At 35.1% G+C, this 16,753-nt stretch carries 16 protein-coding genes; 12 read left to right on the top strand and 4 right to left on the bottom strand.

Going from position 1 to position 16,753, the window contains the following annotated elements; all coding sequences use genetic code 11:
* Positions 1-128 precede the first annotated feature (128 nt).
* Positions 129-1,286 (bottom strand): ABC transporter permease, encoded by a 1,158-nt coding sequence (locus tag BCI01S_RS04455; RefSeq protein WP_061796889.1) that lies wholly within the window; start codon positions 1,284-1,286, stop codon positions 129-131.
* A complete protein-coding gene (locus BCI01S_RS04450; protein ID WP_047940769.1) occupies positions 1,276-2,028 on the bottom strand; it encodes an ATP-binding cassette domain-containing protein in 753 nt (250 codons plus the stop codon). Before BCI01S_RS04450 ends, BCI01S_RS04455 begins: the two co-directional genes overlap by 11 nt.
* Positions 2,029-2,262: 234 nt before the next feature.
* Between BCI01S_RS04450 and BCI01S_RS04445 the strand changes: the two genes are divergently transcribed.
* Positions 2,263-2,961 (top strand): LytR/AlgR family response regulator transcription factor, encoded by a 699-nt coding sequence (locus BCI01S_RS04445; protein ID WP_268874794.1) that lies wholly within the window; start codon positions 2,263-2,265, stop codon positions 2,959-2,961.
* A gap of 10 nt (positions 2,962-2,971) precedes the next feature.
* Positions 2,972-3,976 carry a sensor histidine kinase gene (locus BCI01S_RS04440; RefSeq protein ID WP_061796886.1) on the top strand — a complete coding sequence of 335 codons (1,005 nt, stop codon included), beginning with the start codon at positions 2,972-2,974 and terminating at the stop codon, positions 3,974-3,976.
* Between the two features lie 229 nt (positions 3,977-4,205).
* Here the strand turns inward: BCI01S_RS04440 and cls are convergent, their stop codons facing one another.
* On the bottom strand, positions 4,206-5,408 hold the full coding sequence (gene cls, locus BCI01S_RS04435) for a cardiolipin synthase (RefSeq protein ID WP_047940768.1): 1,203 nt from the start codon (positions 5,406-5,408) through the stop codon (positions 4,206-4,208).
* Positions 5,409-6,047: 639 nt separating this feature from the next.
* Between cls and rpoE the strand changes: the two genes are divergently transcribed.
* Both rpoE and pyrG read left to right on the top strand, forming a co-directional pair.
* Complete coding sequence (rpoE, locus tag BCI01S_RS04425) at positions 6,048-6,617, top strand: DNA-directed RNA polymerase subunit delta (RefSeq protein WP_047940766.1); 570 nt, start codon at positions 6,048-6,050, stop codon at positions 6,615-6,617.
* A 242-nt stretch (positions 6,618-6,859) separates the two neighbouring features.
* Positions 6,860-8,464, top strand: a complete 1,605-nt coding sequence (pyrG, locus tag BCI01S_RS04415; protein ID WP_047940764.1) for a CTP synthase — start codon at positions 6,860-6,862, stop codon at positions 8,462-8,464.
* A 97-nt stretch (positions 8,465-8,561) separates the two neighbouring features.
* Here pyrG and BCI01S_RS04410 read toward each other — a convergent pair whose 3' ends face one another.
* Complete coding sequence (locus tag BCI01S_RS04410; protein ID WP_047940763.1) at positions 8,562-9,092, bottom strand: DUF2529 domain-containing protein; 531 nt, start codon at positions 9,090-9,092, stop codon at positions 8,562-8,564.
* Between the two features lie 194 nt (positions 9,093-9,286).
* Between BCI01S_RS04410 and BCI01S_RS04405 the strand changes: the two genes are divergently transcribed.
* The 8 genes from BCI01S_RS04405 to BCI01S_RS04375 all read left to right on the top strand — a co-directional run bounded on the left by BCI01S_RS04405 (position 9,287) and on the right by BCI01S_RS04375 (position 16,743).
* Positions 9,287-9,649: a response regulator gene (locus BCI01S_RS04405; protein ID WP_047940762.1), complete on the top strand. Its 363-nt coding sequence runs from the start codon at positions 9,287-9,289 to the stop codon at positions 9,647-9,649.
* A 414-nt stretch (positions 9,650-10,063) separates the two neighbouring features.
* On the top strand, positions 10,064-10,921 hold the full coding sequence (locus BCI01S_RS04400; protein WP_047940761.1) for a class II fructose-bisphosphate aldolase: 858 nt from the start codon (positions 10,064-10,066) through the stop codon (positions 10,919-10,921).
* Positions 10,922-11,042: 121 nt separating this feature from the next.
* Complete coding sequence (locus BCI01S_RS26145) at positions 11,043-11,174, top strand: hypothetical protein (protein ID WP_268874793.1); 132 nt, start codon at positions 11,043-11,045, stop codon at positions 11,172-11,174.
* A 260-nt stretch (positions 11,175-11,434) separates the two neighbouring features.
* A complete protein-coding gene (gene murA / locus BCI01S_RS04395; RefSeq protein WP_047940760.1) occupies positions 11,435-12,721 on the top strand; it encodes a UDP-N-acetylglucosamine 1-carboxyvinyltransferase in 1,287 nt (428 codons plus the stop codon).
* A gap of 751 nt (positions 12,722-13,472) precedes the next feature.
* Positions 13,473-14,747, top strand: a complete 1,275-nt coding sequence (gene rho, locus BCI01S_RS04390) for a transcription termination factor Rho (RefSeq protein WP_016202506.1) — start codon at positions 13,473-13,475, stop codon at positions 14,745-14,747.
* Positions 14,748-14,967: 220 nt separating this feature from the next.
* Positions 14,968-15,168 carry a 50S ribosomal protein L31 gene (gene rpmE / locus BCI01S_RS04385; RefSeq protein ID WP_047940758.1) on the top strand — a complete coding sequence of 67 codons (201 nt, stop codon included), beginning with the start codon at positions 14,968-14,970 and terminating at the stop codon, positions 15,166-15,168.
* A gap of 321 nt (positions 15,169-15,489) precedes the next feature.
* Positions 15,490-16,107 carry a thymidine kinase gene (locus tag BCI01S_RS04380; protein WP_047940757.1) on the top strand — a complete coding sequence of 206 codons (618 nt, stop codon included), beginning with the start codon at positions 15,490-15,492 and terminating at the stop codon, positions 16,105-16,107.
* A 249-nt stretch (positions 16,108-16,356) separates the two neighbouring features.
* On the top strand, positions 16,357-16,743 hold the full coding sequence (locus tag BCI01S_RS04375) for a MerR family transcriptional regulator (RefSeq protein ID WP_047940756.1): 387 nt from the start codon (positions 16,357-16,359) through the stop codon (positions 16,741-16,743).
* Positions 16,744-16,753: the final 10 nt, after the last annotated feature.

Genomic DNA, 16,753 nt, shown 5'->3' with positions numbered 1-16,753 from the left:
GCTGCGGCTGATCACCACAGACCCTTTTTCTTAAAAATTAATTAAACCCCGAACAATTATACGAATATTTTTTTTAGTGTGTACGTATAATTATTCGGGGTTATATTTGATTGAAATACTTATTATGCTTAATTAATAACCCACTTATCCTTTAAAAATAGCATTCTGCCAATCAGAAAGGAAATAACGATAAAGACTAAATTTGATCCTAGGGTAAGAAGCAAATGCTGATAAATTATTTCCCCGAATATTAACTCTTTTAGAGTGCTAAATACATTAACAAAAGGAATAATAAAATGGTTAGTAGTTAATTCATTTATTCCAGTAGTTGATAAAAGCATCATTGGAAAAATAGTCAGAAGCAGTATCGGCGTGCTATAGCTTTGAGCCTCTTTAATCGTCTTACCAATAATACTAGTAATCATAAGCAATGAAGCAATTAACATAGAGTAAATAATCGTCATAACCAAAGCGAATAAGATAATTAATGCAAAATTATCATGCACAGGAACAGCATTTTTTAAATTTTCCGTAAAAAAGGCAATTTCAAGCACAACTACCAGCAAAGTGATCAAACCAGTTAAAACCCCAATGGTGGTGATAGTTAACCATTTAGAAATAACTAAAGTTGAACGCTTTACGGGAGTCATTAATAATGCTTCCATTGTTTTCTTTTCTTTTTCTCCTGCAAACAGATCCGCAGCGGCAGGAGAAGCTCCGACTCCTAAAGCTAATGATAGGATTAATGGAATAAGCATAGCGACTAAATTAATGGTTGGGTCCTCTGCAGAAATTTCTTGTTGTTTAATAGAGAAAGGCTGTACAATCGAACTTTTGACACCTGCTTCATTTAATCGTTCTGTTACCACCATCTTTTCGTATTCATTTAATGCATTCATAACAATCGAAAGTAACGTAGAAGATTTTTCACTAAAGGAATCTCCAATGAGAACGATATTGGTATTTTCTCCTTGGCTGAGTTTTTCGCTAAAACCATTCTCTATCAGTATGGCAGCCTGTGCATCTCCATCTTTTACCATTTTTTCGGGATTATCAGAATCTATTAATTCAATGTTTGTATAAGCAGCTAAATTAGCTTTCATCTCTTCGTTTATATTTGTTGGAATGGCTAATTGGTAGGTGTCTCCTTCATCACTAGATACTAACTTTTCATAAAAGAGGGTTAAGCCTGTCATCATAATAATCGGTAAGAAAACGGAAAGTAGTAATGTGCGTCTATCGCGAAATGAATCCTTTAATTCTTTTAAAAATAATTTAAATAGCATATGTGTTTCCTCCTCTAACTAATTTACTCATAAAGATGTAGTTTAGGTCCTGGCTGCCTTCCGCTTTGTATAAATCTTCAAGCTTTCCATGATAGACAAGCTCTCCTTTGTGTATCATAGCAACGCTATCACAAAGCAACGCTACTTCTTCCATAATGTGGCTGGAAAATAATATGGTTTTTCCTTCTCTTTTTAATTGATGAACAAGCTGGCGGAATACATTTGAAGCAGTAATATCCAAGCCTGTTGTAGGTTCATCAAAAAGAATAATTTCGGGGTCATGAATAATCGCTCGTGCAATCGCCACTTTTTGTCTCATCCCTTTAGAAAAGCCGCCAACCTTGCGATTTAAATAATCTCTCATTCCAAACATCCTAGAAAGCTCATCGATTCTTACCTTTGTTTCATGTTTTCCTAATCCGTATAGATTAGCAAAGTACTCCAAATTCTCTCTTGCAGTTAATCGCTCATAAAGACCAGTTTCTCCACCGAATAGAACACCAATTTTTTGTTTAATTTCATTTGGGTTTTTCTTTGTATCATATTGATCAACCGTTATAGTTCCTTCTGTTGGTTGAATAAGGGTGGCAATGGAACGTAGAAGCGTCGTCTTGCCTGCTCCATTCTCTCCAAGTAAAGCAATTGTTTCTCCTTTTTTTATGGAAAATGACACGTGTTTCAGGGCTGTTACAGAAGTTTTTTTATCTTGGAATTTTTTAGTTACCGTTTGAATTGTTATCATACTCTTTCACCTCGTATTGGTTTCGTTACATTTATCATAATCGGAGAGCCTCTTTTTTTCTGCCATTATGTCACGAAAATGGCTTTTCATGTCGTGAAAAGGGAAGATACCGCATATAGGAATACTTGTGGGGATGGAAAATGCGGTGAAACCCATCCGAACGTAGAGAAATCATGGTAAAATAAAAAGGGTAATTTCTGTCAGTATTTGTGGGGATGAAGGGAGAAAGAAAAGTTGAGAGTTGGTTTAGTTGATGACCGTATGATTGATCTAGATAAATTAATAGGCATTGTTTCCGGTATTCCTGATGTTGAGATTATCTTCTCAACACTTTCTGCGGAAGAGGCTTATACGGAAATAAAAAAAGAAAGCATTGATTTGTTAATTGCGGATATTGAAATGCCAGGTTTATCGGGATATGAATTAGCGGACATTATTCATTCTCATGCTTTGAATATTTTGGTCATTTTTGTAACAGGTACTAGTGGCTATGCTGTTCATGCCTTTGAACTGAACGTCCATGACTATATTATGAAGCCTTATAATAAGGAGCGGCTTACCCAATCGGTACACCGAGCATTAGAAATGACAAAGTCTACAGAGATTGCTGGAAGACTTTATATTAAGCAAAAGAGTGAAATTCACATTATCCAAAAGAAGGATATTGTTTTTATTGAACGATCTGGAAGGTCAACAACCATTTATACAAAAGCAGAAGCGATCAAAACATATCAAACGTTAAATGAATTAGAGGGAGAACTGAGAGAAAGAGATTTTATTCGCTCCCATCGATCCTTTATTATAAACATTCATTATGTTAAAAATTTTTCTCTTTATGCAAAGAACTCTTATGCTGTAGCATTCGAAGGATTAGAGGAAAAGGCATTGATTACAAAGGAAAAGGTAGATTTTCTTCAGGAAAATTATTTTTAAAGAGGTATATATGATTAATAATAACCATTTTTATTGGCTGCTTATTGCTGTCTATAGCACCATACATAGCAAAATAGTAATCGACCACGTAAGTTTTTCAGTGCAAGCATATTGGATCTTTGCATTCTTTGTGGGAATATGCTTTGTTTTTTCGAAATATTTACATCAAGATAAAGCTGTTATTACTTCCAGCTTAGAAGTTCTCTTCTGGCTTGTACAATCATTGGTTTTGCTTTTGCATATTCAGGTTACTTTCACATACTGGAATATATTATTCCTGCTGTTGTTTGTACTAATAGAAATAGTGCGGTTTATGATTGGAGGAAAAATCTTTTCACTACAACAGGCAAAAGAGTCCTACGAGAAGGAGATAAGCCAATATAATGAACTTTTTCAAGTAGTGCGCAGCGAAAGACATGATTTTTTAAAGCATATTTCAGCTGTGCATTTTATGCTGGAAAAAGAGGGTTCCTCCCATGCTAAGTGTTATTTAGACGAACTGGTAGAAGGATATGAAGAAACAAATCTATCTATAAAAGGGGAAAGTGGATCTGTAGCCTCTGTCTTGCATAGAGTTTATAAGCAGGCGGTTCAGGAAAATATCGCGCTAAAATATGATTTTGATATACCTTTATCGACGTTGCCGATGAAAGAAAAGGATATCGTCGGTTTAGTAGGAAATTTATTGTCTAATAGCTTAGAAGCAAGTCGAGAATGGCAGCAAGAGTATCAACGAGAGGCCCATATTACTATTGGGCTATCCAAAAGAAGTGGGCTTTATTTACTGTCATGCAAAAATGACTGCTTGCCTATTCCAGTTTCCATCTTAGACTCTTTATATAAGAAATTTGGTAAGTCGACGAAGATGGGGAAAGAACGAGGATATGGAACAAGAATCATCCTTGATATCGTGAAGAAGCATTGTGGCTATCTTGATTACACCTATAAGGAAGAATCATTTTTTGTCAAAATAAAAATACCAGTCATAAAAAACAGTAACGATGTTTATGATTGATTGGATATTGGTTGCAAATCCGAAGCAGCTTAGGGGTAGCCCATGGAAAGTGAATGGTATTCCGTCTGCGGAAAATAACTACAAAATAATTCTTTTTTAAAAATAAAGACCCAAACAGTCACAAGAAGTTTTATTTACTTCTTGTGATTGTTTGGGGTTATGTTTAGCTGGAATACTTATATTCCGGGCATGTCTTTACAAAACGTCTAAGGATAGTTCCGTAATGTGTTTATAGAAATGGAGCGAAAAGGCGGGCTATCCATTCTTTTAGCTTACTTCTCATTGTAATGGTATCTAAACCTTCAAGAGATAACTCCTTTGCCTGCTGTAAATCCTCTGTTGTAATCTTGTTCATTCTTTCTATAAAGCCTTGGTCGTAGATACAACAATTTAACTCATGATTTAAAAAGATACTGCGTCTATCAAAATTGGCTGAACCAATAATGATAATTTCATTATCAATATTAATTAATTTACCATGAAAAAAACCATTCATATACTGATAAACACTTGCTCCATGTGCAAGCAATGTACGTAAATAAGGAAAAGAAGCCTCCTTGACCAATAAATGATCAGCCTTATCTGGAATAAGGATAGTAATGGAAATATTTCTATGTAATGCTCTTAGTAACTCGCTTGTTATTTGTTTACTAGGTATAAAATAAGGAGTGGTAATTAAAAGAGAACTTTTGCAGTTTTTTATGACATGACAGACTATTTCTTCTAAGTAAACCCCTTGTGTAGGAATTATTTGATGCCTAGATGCTCCCTTTTTTTGCACAGGAAAATATATTCGATTTTGCAGTAGATTTATCTTTGAAGCTTTTAACCAATCCATTAAAAATTCTCGCTGTAAGTCATCGACCCCTTCGCCAATCAATTTAAGATGATAGTCACGCCACGGGCTCAATTTAATATTGGCATGAATATAATCCTTGCCAATATTAAAGCCGCCCATAAAACCAACTTTACCATCAATAATAGCAATTTTTCTATGGTTTCTAACCTGCAAGGAATAAAATAGATAAGGGAAAGATGGAAGCTGGCAAAAAGCAAACTGAATACCAGCCTTTTTTAATTCTTCCCTAACTTTTCTTCTTATTTTATAACTTCCTAACCAATCTAAAATAAGACGCACTTCCACTCCTTCATGTGCTTTTGATTTTAAAAGATTGAGAAACTCTTTGGAAATACTGTCTGTTTTAATAGTATAAAAAAGAATATGGACATGATCAGTAGCCTCTTCAATTGCTTGAAAGAGGGCTGGAAAAAGCTCCGTTCCGTCCGAGTAAATGTGAAAGTCACTATATCTAAAAGGATGATTTTTTCGATTGATTTTTTGGTGCTGAGCTCTCTTACCTAATTGAAAGTCCAGGTAAAGAAGGAAAATGAGTATGGCAATAATGCTTAGGATAATCAAGAATGTCTTCATTCATAATGCCCTCCTTAGAAGGATAGTATTGCCGATATTCCCTTCCTTTCATACCTTGCTTGGTAATGTCCGTAGAGATTGCTATTCATCAAAATTACAATAAATGATGGGAGAGAAAAGAAAAAATAGAGTATAGACTTGCGCACCCCTTGATAGAATCGTTATCCTAGAAGTAAGAATATTCTACATTTAGTTGGGATGGATTAGCAGTGCGGAAATTATGGATATGGATGGGAATACCTGTATATATGGTGGTGTTTACTTTCCTTTATAAGCATCACTTAGGTTCCATTGGCTTCTTTCTTTTATCCCTTCTGTTTTTTAAACTAGCTAAGAACAAACATTCAAAAATAATGGGAAAAGAGAAGGAAAACTTTTATTTTGAAGAAAAGTTAAATAAACCTTAACTAGAACTAGCATATTCACCTAAAATTTGTTTATAATGGAGAATATGTATTTTTACTATTTTAGTTAAAGCTCTTTTCAAAAGGCATTAAAATAGGTTATAGGATTTATTGCAGAATGATCAACAAAAGCATAGAAAAATAATAAACTCCCGAAAAGTGAAACTTCCACCTGAATTTCAGTCCGAGCTTTCAGGAAAGGGATAAGAGTAGATAAGAAAGGAAGTGCAAAAGAATGAGTGTTGATAAATACACACAAGAAGAACTAAAAGAAATGTCGCTAATTGATGTAGCACATGAAATTATGAATGGTGGTAAAACACCTTATGCGTTTAATGAACTAATGGATGAAGTAGCAAAATTAGTTGGGTTAAGTGAAGAAGAGGTTAATGAAAAAATAGCACAATTATATACAGATGTTAATATTGATGGTCGCTTCTTATCATTAGGAGACAATCGTTGGGGGCTTCGTTTATGGTATCCTGTAGATAAGTCAGAAGAAGATGTCGTAACAGTCACAAAACCGAAGAAGAAGAAAGCGAAAAAAGCTGTCGATGATGACTTCGATGATTTTGATAGCCTAGATGAAGATGACGATTTTGATGACTTTGATGCTGATCTAGATGACGAAGAGCTTCTAGATGAGGATGAGGATTTAGATGAAGAAGATGATGATCTACTAGATGACGATTTGTCAGAAGATGATGATGACTTCGATGAAGATTATGAAATCGATGACGATGACCTTGATGAGGATGACGAGGAAGACGACGACGAATTTGATGACGAGGATGAGGATAAATAATCTCCTAGTCTTGACATTTAGAGTCGTTGCTAGTAAAATCTTTTTTGGGCTCCTTAAAAAGAGGAACGAACTAAAATTCGCTAAATATAGCGCTCCCTTACTTTTAGAAAGTAAGTGGAGCGCTTTTTATTTTTTAGTAAAGAAAGTAAATAGCAATCGTTTCATACCCCTCTAAAAAAATTAGTTAATTCGTCTTAAATAAAGAGGAATTGGAGCAAACTTAAATCAAGGGGGATTATATAATGACAAAATATATTTTTGTAACAGGTGGAGTAGTATCTTCACTAGGAAAAGGTATTACAGCAGCATCACTAGGACGCTTGCTCAAAAATCGTGGTGTAAGTGTAACGATTCAAAAGTTTGACCCGTATATCAATGTGGATCCTGGTACAATGAGTCCATATCAGCATGGAGAAGTGTTTGTAACAGATGATGGTGCAGAAACGGACTTAGACTTAGGACACTATGAGCGTTTTATTGATATCAATTTAACGAAATATAATAATGTGACAACAGGAAAAATCTATTCTACTGTATTAAGAAAAGAACGTAGAGGAGATTATCTTGGCGGTACAGTGCAAGTAATTCCACACATTACCAATGAGATCAAAGAACGAGTATTTAGAGCTGGTCGTGAAACGAATGCAGATGTAGTAATTACAGAAATCGGCGGAACGGTTGGAGACATCGAATCCTTACCATTCTTAGAAGCTATTCGTCAAATTAAAAGTGATATTGGTCGTGACAATGTTATGTATATTCATTGTACATTGGTACCATACATCAAAGCTGCAGGGGAAATGAAAACTAAACCAACACAACATAGTGTAAAAGAGCTGCGCAGCTTAGGAATTCAGCCAAATGTGATTGTAGTAAGAACAGAAAAACCTATTTCTGAAGATATGAAGGATAAAATTGCTTTATTCTGTGATATAGACAATAAATCTGTTATTGAGTGTCGTGATGCAGATACACTTTATACTATTCCATTAGCTCTTCAAGAGCAAAATCTTGATCAAATTGTATGTGATCATTTAAAGCTTAAATGTCAAGAAGCAGATATGACAGAATGGATTGAACTAGTAGATCGCGTTCGTCATCTTTCTAAAACAACAAAAATTGCCCTTGTTGGTAAATATGTTGAATTACAAGATGCTTATATTTCTGTAGTAGAAGCTTTAAAACATGCTGGATATGCATATGATGCTGACATTGAGATCGATTGGATCAATGCAGAGCAGGTAACGAAAGAAAATGTCCAAGAATTATTACAAGATGCAGATGGAATTCTTGTACCAGGAGGATTCGGAGACCGTGGCGTGGAAGGGAAAATCCTTGCAACGCAATATGCACGTGAACAGAAGGTTCCTTTCTTTGGAATTTGCTTAGGTATGCAGGTAGCATCTATCGAATTTGCTCGTAATGTTTTAGGTTGGAATGATGCTCATTCTTCTGAAATTAACGAAGCAACAACGCATCCAGTTATTGACCTTCTGCCAGAACAGAAGGATGTGGAAGATTTAGGTGGAACACTTCGTTTAGGTTTATATCCATGTAAATTAAAAGAAGATACTAGAGCATATGAAGCATATCAAGACGAGGTAATTTATGAGAGACATCGTCATCGTTATGAGTTCAATAATCAATATCGTCAAGAGATGGAAAATGCAGGATTTGTATTCTCAGGAACTAGCCCAGATGGCCGTTTAGTGGAAATTGTTGAATTAAAAGATCATCCTTGGTTTGTTGCTTCTCAATTCCACCCAGAATTTATCTCGAGACCAACTCGCCCGCAACCTCTTTTCCGTGAGTTTGTTGGTGCATCTATCCGCTTAGCAGAAAAATAAAGTTTAGGGCAAACTTAAAAAAGAGGCTATTCCACTTATTTGGAAAAGTCTCTTTTTTGTAATGTTTTCTAACATTTAATGTAATAGTCATTCTTCTTTATAAATCATATTCTTTCAGAATTTCATCGGTTGTAAATTTAATGCCATGATAAATAAAAAGAGCAGCAATTAACGATGGATAGCCATATCGCTTTCCTTCATCGTCAGGCAATAAGCCTTTAGAAAGTCTTAAGTCGATAGAAACATCTGCGAAGTCAATCAGTGATTCGATATCAGGATTGGTAATGGAACAGATGGAAATAAAGGGAACTTGAGCATCGTATAGCTGTTTAGCAAATGTGTTTATTTCTTCCTCTTCATTTGTTCGAGCAAAAAGAATAAACCGATCGTTTGAGGTAATAGATTCAAGCGGTGTATTTGCCCATTCTTCTGTATTTGGCATTGGCTCCATCCCAGTTGTTGCTTCTGCTATTACTCCAGCCATTTCATTTGTGGCATAGAAATAAATCTTCCCGTCACTGACAATGGCTTGTGCTAATAGTCTTGAACTGTCTTCGATTGCTTCCTCTTCTTTCTCATGCAATCTTTTAAATAGCCCACTTAGTTGAGTGGAAAACATTTTAAGCAAGTTTGAAAACCTCCATTTTATTAAATTAAAACAGTAATTTGCTTCATATAGTAGATAATTATAATTAAATTGAAGGAAAAGGTAAAATTTAAGGGGATTAGCAGGAAAAAACGACTAAATAGTAGAAAAAGATAAAGTATGATAAAAACGAGAGAATACATACATATAACTTGACTTAGAAGGGAAGGTTCCTTATGAAAGGGAAAATATTAATTGTTGATGATCAATTCGGCATTAGAATCCTTTTGAATGAAGTTTTTCAAAAGGAAGGCTATAAGACGTTCCAAGCTGCAAATGGGAATCAGGCGTTAGAAATTGTGACAAGAGAATCACCTGATTTAGTGCTGCTTGATATGAAAATTCCAGGAATGGATGGAATTGAAATTTTAAAACGAATGAAAAAGCTTAATCAAGATATTCGTGTGATTATCATGACAGCTTATGGAGAACTTGATATGATTCAAGAAGCGAAGGACCTTGGTGCCTTAACGCATTTTGCTAAACCGTTTGATATTGATGATTTGAGAGAGGCTGTTAAGAAGTACATTAATCATTAATCGCCATATTTTATACATATTTATTAGCCAGATAGTCCTTATATGTTTTCCCTTATCTCTAAAAATGTAGTTTCTGTTTAGAAGCTATTGTTTTTTTGAAATCTAAATCTGTGATGTTTCTTACTAAGCCATTATAGGTCATATTTCCAATGCTTTTTCTATAGTTTATAAGTGGATTTAGAATTAAAGTGCTTTCATTCGTCAAAAAGTATATTAATTTGTGACAAAATAGAAAAAAAAGCTTGAACGATAGCATTTCTTGTTTTATTTTGGTATGATTACAATTGAGTTTTTAAATGGAATGATTCGTTTTATTTTACTTGAGGTATTATATACATATTCAACTTTCCTTTGGGAATTTTAATAAAGATTCTCTTGTAAAAAAGAACAATCATTAAATAAGGAGGAAGAAATATGCCTTTAGTTTCAATGAAAGACATGTTAAACAAAGCAAAAGCAGAAGGCTATGCTGTTGGTCAATTTAACTTAAATAATCTTGAGTTTACTCAAGCAATTCTTCAAGCTGCAGAAGAAGAAAAATCTCCAGTTATTCTTGGGGTTTCTGAAGGTGCTGGCCGTTATATGGGTGGCTTCAAAACTGTTGTTAAAATGGTAGAAGGTTTAATGGAAGACTATAACATCACAGTTCCTGTTGCTATTCATTTAGATCACGGTTCAAGTTTCGAAAAATGTAAAGAAGCTATCGATGCTGGCTTTACATCTGTAATGATCGATGCTTCTCACCATCCATTTGATGAGAACGTTGAGATTACTTCTAAAGTAGTAGAATATGCACATGCTAAAGGTGTTTCTGTAGAAGCAGAACTTGGTACTGTTGGTGGACAAGAAGATGACGTTGTAGCTGAAGGTGTAATTTATGCTGATGCTAACGAATGTGTTGAACTTGTTAAACGTACTGGCATTGACACTTTAGCTCCTGCTTTAGGATCTGTTCACGGTCCTTACAAAGGTGAGCCTAACTTAGGTTTTAAAGAAATGGAAGAAATCGGCAACTTAACTGGTTTACCATTAGTATTACACGGTGGTACTGGTATCCCAACAAAAGATATCACAAAAGCTATTTCTTTAGGAACAGCTAAAATCAACGTTAACACTGAAAACCAAATTGCTTCTGCTAAAGCTGTTCGCGAAACATTAGCTGCTAAACCAGAAGAATATGATCCACGTAAATACTTAGGACCTGCTCGTGATGCGATTAAAGCAACTGTAATCGGCAAAATCAAAGAATTTGGTTCTTCTAATAAAGCATAATTTTATCTAAAGGAAAGAGAGGATATCTTTTAGGGGAAGGCCCTTAAAGGATATCCTCTTTTTTATGGAATATTTCTAAAAAGATGTTTTTGTTAGAGGTAAAAGGAGATACTTGTAAAGAATGGAACAAATAAATACCTCGAAAAATAACTTCCATATTTATATTTCAAAAGGGATACTAGCAAGCAGCTTTCAGTTGATTAGCGAATTACCAAAGATTATCATGACTGGTTTATGGAAAAAGCGTATATGAAAGTTGAAGATTCATAGTACCAGATAAATGCCAATAAATTGGTTCGAGTATCATGATGCCTTATATAGGTAATACTAAAAATGTTTGTACTTTGTTAACACAATAGAATGTAAAGTTCATACATATATACTTTTCCATTGAGTCTTAATATTTGGTATAATAAGTAACAGTAATTCAAACAAGATTCTACATCCAAGCCTCATCTTGATTAACTTATAGCAGAATTCGTACTTTTGCATTGGCTTAGAAGGGAGCTAGAAATGGAAAAACTTATGATTGCAGGTGGATCACCTTTAAAAGGAACGGTTAGAGTTAGTGGTGCAAAAAATAGTGCAGTGGCACTTATACCAGCAACCATTTTAGCTGAATCTCCCGTTACTATTGAGGGACTGCCTGACATTTCAGATGTTCAGATATTAAAAGAGATTATGGAAGAGTTAGGTGGAACGGTATCTATATCAGAGTCTGATATAACAATTGATCCCTCTTCTATGATTTCTATGCCTATGCCGAATGGGAAGGTAAAAAAATTGCGTGCTTCTTATTATTTAATGGGAGCCATGCTAGGACGATTTAAAAAGGCGGTAATTGGCTTACCTGGTGGCTGTCATCTAGGACCAAGACCGATAGATCAGCATATTAAAGGATTTGAAGCACTTGGTGCACAGGTTACAAATGAACAAGGAGCCATTTATCTTCGAGCAGATGAGTTAAGGGGAGCAAGAATTTACTTAGATGTAGTAAGCGTCGGGGCAACAATCAATATTATGCTTGCAGCAGTACGAGCAAAGGGGAAAACCATCATCGAAAATGCTGCTAAAGAACCGGAAATTATTGATGTGGCAACACTTTTAACCAATATGGGAGCGAAAATAAAAGGTGCAGGAACTGATGTAATTCGGATTGAAGGGGTAGATCATCTTCATGGTTGCCGTCACACTATTATTCCGGATCGAATCGAGGCTGGTACTTATATTATAATTGGAGCAGCAGTTGGAGATGGTGTGCTTGTGGATAATGTGATCCCTCAACATTTAGAGTCTCTAATTGCGAAATTAAGAGAGATGGGAGTCTCGATTGAATCAAGTGATGAACAAGTGTTTATCAGCTCCAATAACTCTTTGAAACCAGTAGATATAAAAACACTTGTATATCCTGGGTTTCCAACAGATCTTCAGCAGCCATTCACGTCCCTTTTAACAAAGACAAATGGTACAAGTATGGTTACAGATACAATTTACGGTGCAAGATTTAAACATATTGATGAGCTGCGTCGAATGAATGCCGCAATAAAAGTTGAGGGACGATCTGCCATTATTAATGGCCCTGTTCATTTGCAAGGTGCCAAAGTAAAAGCAAGTGATTTACGTGCTGGTGCATCCTTAGTAATAGCAGGGCTTATGGCAGATGGAGTGACAGAAATTACGGGTCTTGAGCATATTGATAGAGGGTACAGCCATATAGTGGAAAAACTTACTGGTTTAGGCGCGACAATATGGCGAGAAAAGATGACCGAAGAGGAATATGAACAAATAAATAATGGCTAAGCTATAATGAACTAGTAAAGCGCCGTGTTATTCATTAAGAATCATGTGTAGAACCTTTTTCTATTTATTAGCCAATATAGGAGAACAGAGGGAGGAAGTTCCCTCTGTTCTAGATTCATTAAAAACTTTTTGGAAAAAGAATTTGAACGGAAATAAGTCTAATAAACCATTCATACGTAAGATTTTCGCTATAAAAGGGGTGTAGGGACCATCCTTTTAAATTTGCTTTGTGAAAAAATAAATGTCCTCCAAAACGGGAATATTCATTAAGCTTCCTCCATACCTTCCTTTTCGAACGACCCTAAAAAAAGAAGGATGAAAACGAAACTTCATCCATATTCCGCTTCCATTATGGAGTGGACAAGTGTTGGTAAAAAAATTCTTGTTGCACATTTTTCGTAGATGGAGGTAAAATAGAGATTGCTTTTAATTGATTCTCGTTGAAGCTAATAGAAACCTGAAGGATAAAATAAAAACTCCTCTTAAGATAAATTTATATTCAAATCAAGGCTCCTTCCGCTTTATTGAAAGAAAGCCATTCTTATGAAAAAAGTTATAAGAAAATGAAAGTATACGATTTATCGATAGCTGGAGAAGAAGCAGGATTCTTCTTTTCCATCCTTCACTTTAATTATTTCTCGCATCAAAATTTCTCTTCACAAAAAGCGTTCGCCTCAAACAGAAGAAAAACCTTCCCACATTTCGAAATAAATGGTAGGGATAACTGAAAATATAAAAGAGTGGTGTAAAAATGGGATTAAATATATCTAGTTTAGAAAATATGAAATTAAAAGAGCTGTATGAATTAGCTCGCGAATATAAAGTTGCCTATTACAGTAAGTTAACAAAAAAAGAACTGATTTTTTCCATCTTAAAGGCAAGAGCAGAGCAAGAAGGCTATTTCTTCATGGAAGGTGTTCTAGAGATTATTCAGTCAGAAGGATTTGGCTTCTTAAGACCGATTAATTACTCTCCAAGTTCACAGGATATTTATATTTCAGCATCTCAGATTAGAAGATTCGATTTGAGAAATGGAGATAAAGTTTCAGGGAAAGTTCGCCCACCTAAAGAAAACGAAAGGTATTTTGGCTTACTTCAAGTAGAAGCTGTTAATGGAGACGATCCAGAGACAGCAAAAGAAAGAGTTCATTTTCCAGCCTTAACGCCTCTATACCCGAATCGTCAAATACATTTAGAAACAACACAGAGAAATGTATCTACTAGAATAATGGATGTGTTAGCTCCTGTTGGCTTTGGACAACGCGGTCTCATTGTAGCTCCTCCTAAAGCAGGTAAGACAATGCTGATCAAGGAAATAGCAAATAGTATTACAACAAATCATCCAGAGGCAGAGTTGATTGTTTTACTCATTGATGAAAGACCTGAAGAAGTAACAGATATTGAAAGATCTGTAAGTGGAGACGTTGTTAGCTCTACATTTGATGAAGTTCCCGAAAACCATATTAAAGTTGCTGAATTAGTACTAGAAAGAGCAATGCGTCTTGTAGAACATAAACGTGATGTTATTATCTTGATGGATAGTATCACAAGATTAGCTCGTGCCTATAACCTAGTCATTCCTCCAAGTGGAAGAACTTTATCGGGAGGAATTGATCCAGGAGCATTCCATAGACCAAAACGATTCTTTGGTGCTGCACGTAATATCGAAGAAGGCGGTTCTTTAACTATATTGGCTACAGCACTAGTTGATACTGGTTCACGTATGGACGATGTTATTTATGAAGAATTTAAAGGAACAGGTAATATGGAGCTTCATTTAGATCGTGCATTAGCAGAAAGAAGAATATTCCCTGCTATTGATATTAGACGCTCTGGAACACGAAAAGAAGAATTATTGATTCCTAAAGAACATTTAGACAAGCTATGGGCTATTCGTAAGTCAATGTCTGATTCACCAGACTTTGCTGAAAAGTTCTTAAGAAAATTAAGACAAACGAAAAGCAATGAGGATTTCTTTGCCATCCTAGGTGAACAAATGAAAGCAGGAACTGCGAAGCGTTCCTAATCACAGATAAAAGCGATATAAGTGATTTTTAAATTATTTATTTCTATGATTGAAGACTTTCAGTTTTTTTCAATATTTGGTAATTAATGCATGGTTAATAGTGTTGCAAAACAAGAATGTACTTGTTATAATATAATCAATGTGTTTTACAATTACAGTGTCTAAGCACTGTTTTAGAACTCTGTTTCGAAAGTTGCAGGGCGGAAGGAGATGAAAAGGAATGAAAACAGGAATTCATCCAACTTATAACGAAATTACGGTGAAATGTGCTTGTGGTAACGAGTTCAAAACTGGTTCTGTTAAAAAAGAAATCAAAGTTGAAACTTGTTCTGAGTGCCATCCGTTCTATACTGGACGTCAAAAATTTGCTGAAGCTGGCGGACGTGTTGATCGCTTCAACAAAAAATACGGTCTTAAGTAATATGGAATATCAAGAACAGGCAAGAAGTTACTTCTCCTTGCCTGTTTTTTATTTGGACTGATAGTAGGATTTTTAAGAATGAAAGTCATGATATAACTTTTATTCTTAAGTATCTTATGTTATTTTTTTGTCTATTTTTCATGCGAGATGCTAGTAAAAATGATATTTGAAGTGAATCTATTATTTCCATTAGCATGGATAGCTGTTAAAGTATGTAAGAGAGAATATGGATAGTGATTTTCATATCTTGACTATTAATTAGGAAAATATAAATAGAGTAATGGAAGAGACAAGTTGTTTTATCTAGGAAGGAGCGGTTTCATGTATGTAATGAAACATCATGGATGGGTAGAAGTTATTTGTGGAAGTATGTTTTCAGGAAAATCAGAAGAACTCATCCGTCGTGTAAGAAGAGCGCAATTTGCTAAGCAGAAGTTTATAGTGTTTAAACCAAGTATCGATAATCGCTATAGTGAGAAATCTGTCGTTTCTCATAATGGAACTGCAACCAATGCGATTCCTATTAGTAAATCAGCAGACATTTTTGAATATGTTACTTCCGATATAGAGATAGTTGCAATAGATGAAGTGCAGTTTTTTGATGATGAAATTATTGGAGTTATTCAACATTTGGCAAATAGTGGCCATCGAGTGATTTGTGCTGGTCTAGATCAAGACTTTAGAGGCGAGCCATTCGGAAAAATGCCAGAATTAATGGCGATCGCAGAATTAGTGACGAAGCTTCAGGCAGTTTGTGCCGTTTGCGGTTCTCCAGCAAGTAGAACACAAAGATTGATTAATGGTGCCCCAGCTAACTATGAAGATCCTGTAATTTTAGTAGGTGCTTCTGAATCTTATGAACCAAGATGTCGCCATCATCATGAAGTACCTAGAAGTACAGAGAAAGCAAATAAAGATAATACCTCAACAGCTTTATAAGAAAAAGCTCTTGTTAGGAATGGTTGATCCTTCTTAACGGGAGCTTTTTTATTGTTTATAGAGAATATCGAAAACAAGTACAAAACCGTAGAATTGATAAAATCCTGGAATTCGTCTGCTATTCTTAGGTAAAATTCATTATCAACATGAACGATAAACCGTAACGTAATACTGTACGGATTTTGTTTTGCATGTTACTATATAATTAACTTATAAACAGAAAGGGGTTTTTTCATTGGGAAGGCGTTATTGCGTATTGGCCAAGTGGCGAAATTAAGCGGATTATCTACAAGAACGATTGATTACTATACAAGTAATAAATTGCTTCCGGTGACGCGATCTGATTCCAATTATCGCCTGTATTCCGAAGATGTTCTCTATACATTGGAACGAATAAAACTTTTGAAAAAACAACGTATGTCGATTGAAGAAATACGAAAAGTCATTCATTCAATGGAAGACCAAGAAATCGAACCAATGATGGATGAGGTACAGGACGAAATTGCCTGTTTGCATAAAAAACTGGCCTCCTTGGAAGAACGATTGAAAGATGCGCCGCAGGAAGAGAAAAAGAAAGTGTATCGTACACTTGAAACAAAATTATTAGACGTAATGAAATTACTGTCTTTAATGTAACTATTCCTGG

This window comes from Niallia circulans NBRC 13626 (assembly GCF_001591585.1).
Classification (GTDB): Bacteria; Bacillota; Bacilli; order Bacillales; family Cytobacillaceae; genus Niallia; species Niallia circulans.
This window is presented reverse-complemented; position numbering and strand designations above follow the sequence as displayed.

Coding starts and splice junctions, on each gene's coding strand:
- BCI01S_RS04455 (WP_061796889.1), bottom strand. CDS start 1,286: ATGCTATTTAAATTATTTTTAAAAGAATTAAAGGATTCATTTCGCGAT.
- BCI01S_RS04450 (WP_047940769.1), bottom strand. CDS start 2,028: ATGATAACAATTCAAACGGTAACTAAAAAATTCCAAGATAAAAAAACT.
- BCI01S_RS04440 (WP_061796886.1), top strand. CDS start 2,972: ATGATTAATAATAACCATTTTTATTGGCTGCTTATTGCTGTCTATAGC.
- cls (WP_047940768.1), bottom strand. CDS start 5,408: ATGAAGACATTCTTGATTATCCTAAGCATTATTGCCATACTCATTTTC.
- rpoE (WP_047940766.1), top strand. CDS start 6,048: ATGAGTGTTGATAAATACACACAAGAAGAACTAAAAGAAATGTCGCTA.
- pyrG (WP_047940764.1), top strand. CDS start 6,860: ATGACAAAATATATTTTTGTAACAGGTGGAGTAGTATCTTCACTAGGA.
- BCI01S_RS04405 (WP_047940762.1), top strand. CDS start 9,287: ATGAAAGGGAAAATATTAATTGTTGATGATCAATTCGGCATTAGAATC.
- BCI01S_RS04400 (WP_047940761.1), top strand. CDS start 10,064: ATGCCTTTAGTTTCAATGAAAGACATGTTAAACAAAGCAAAAGCAGAA.
- BCI01S_RS26145 (WP_268874793.1), top strand. CDS start 11,043: ATGGAACAAATAAATACCTCGAAAAATAACTTCCATATTTATATTTCA.
- murA (WP_047940760.1), top strand. CDS start 11,435: ATGGAAAAACTTATGATTGCAGGTGGATCACCTTTAAAAGGAACGGTT.
- rho (WP_016202506.1), top strand. CDS start 13,473: ATGGGATTAAATATATCTAGTTTAGAAAATATGAAATTAAAAGAGCTG.
- rpmE (WP_047940758.1), top strand. CDS start 14,968: ATGAAAACAGGAATTCATCCAACTTATAACGAAATTACGGTGAAATGT.
- BCI01S_RS04380 (WP_047940757.1), top strand. CDS start 15,490: ATGTATGTAATGAAACATCATGGATGGGTAGAAGTTATTTGTGGAAGT.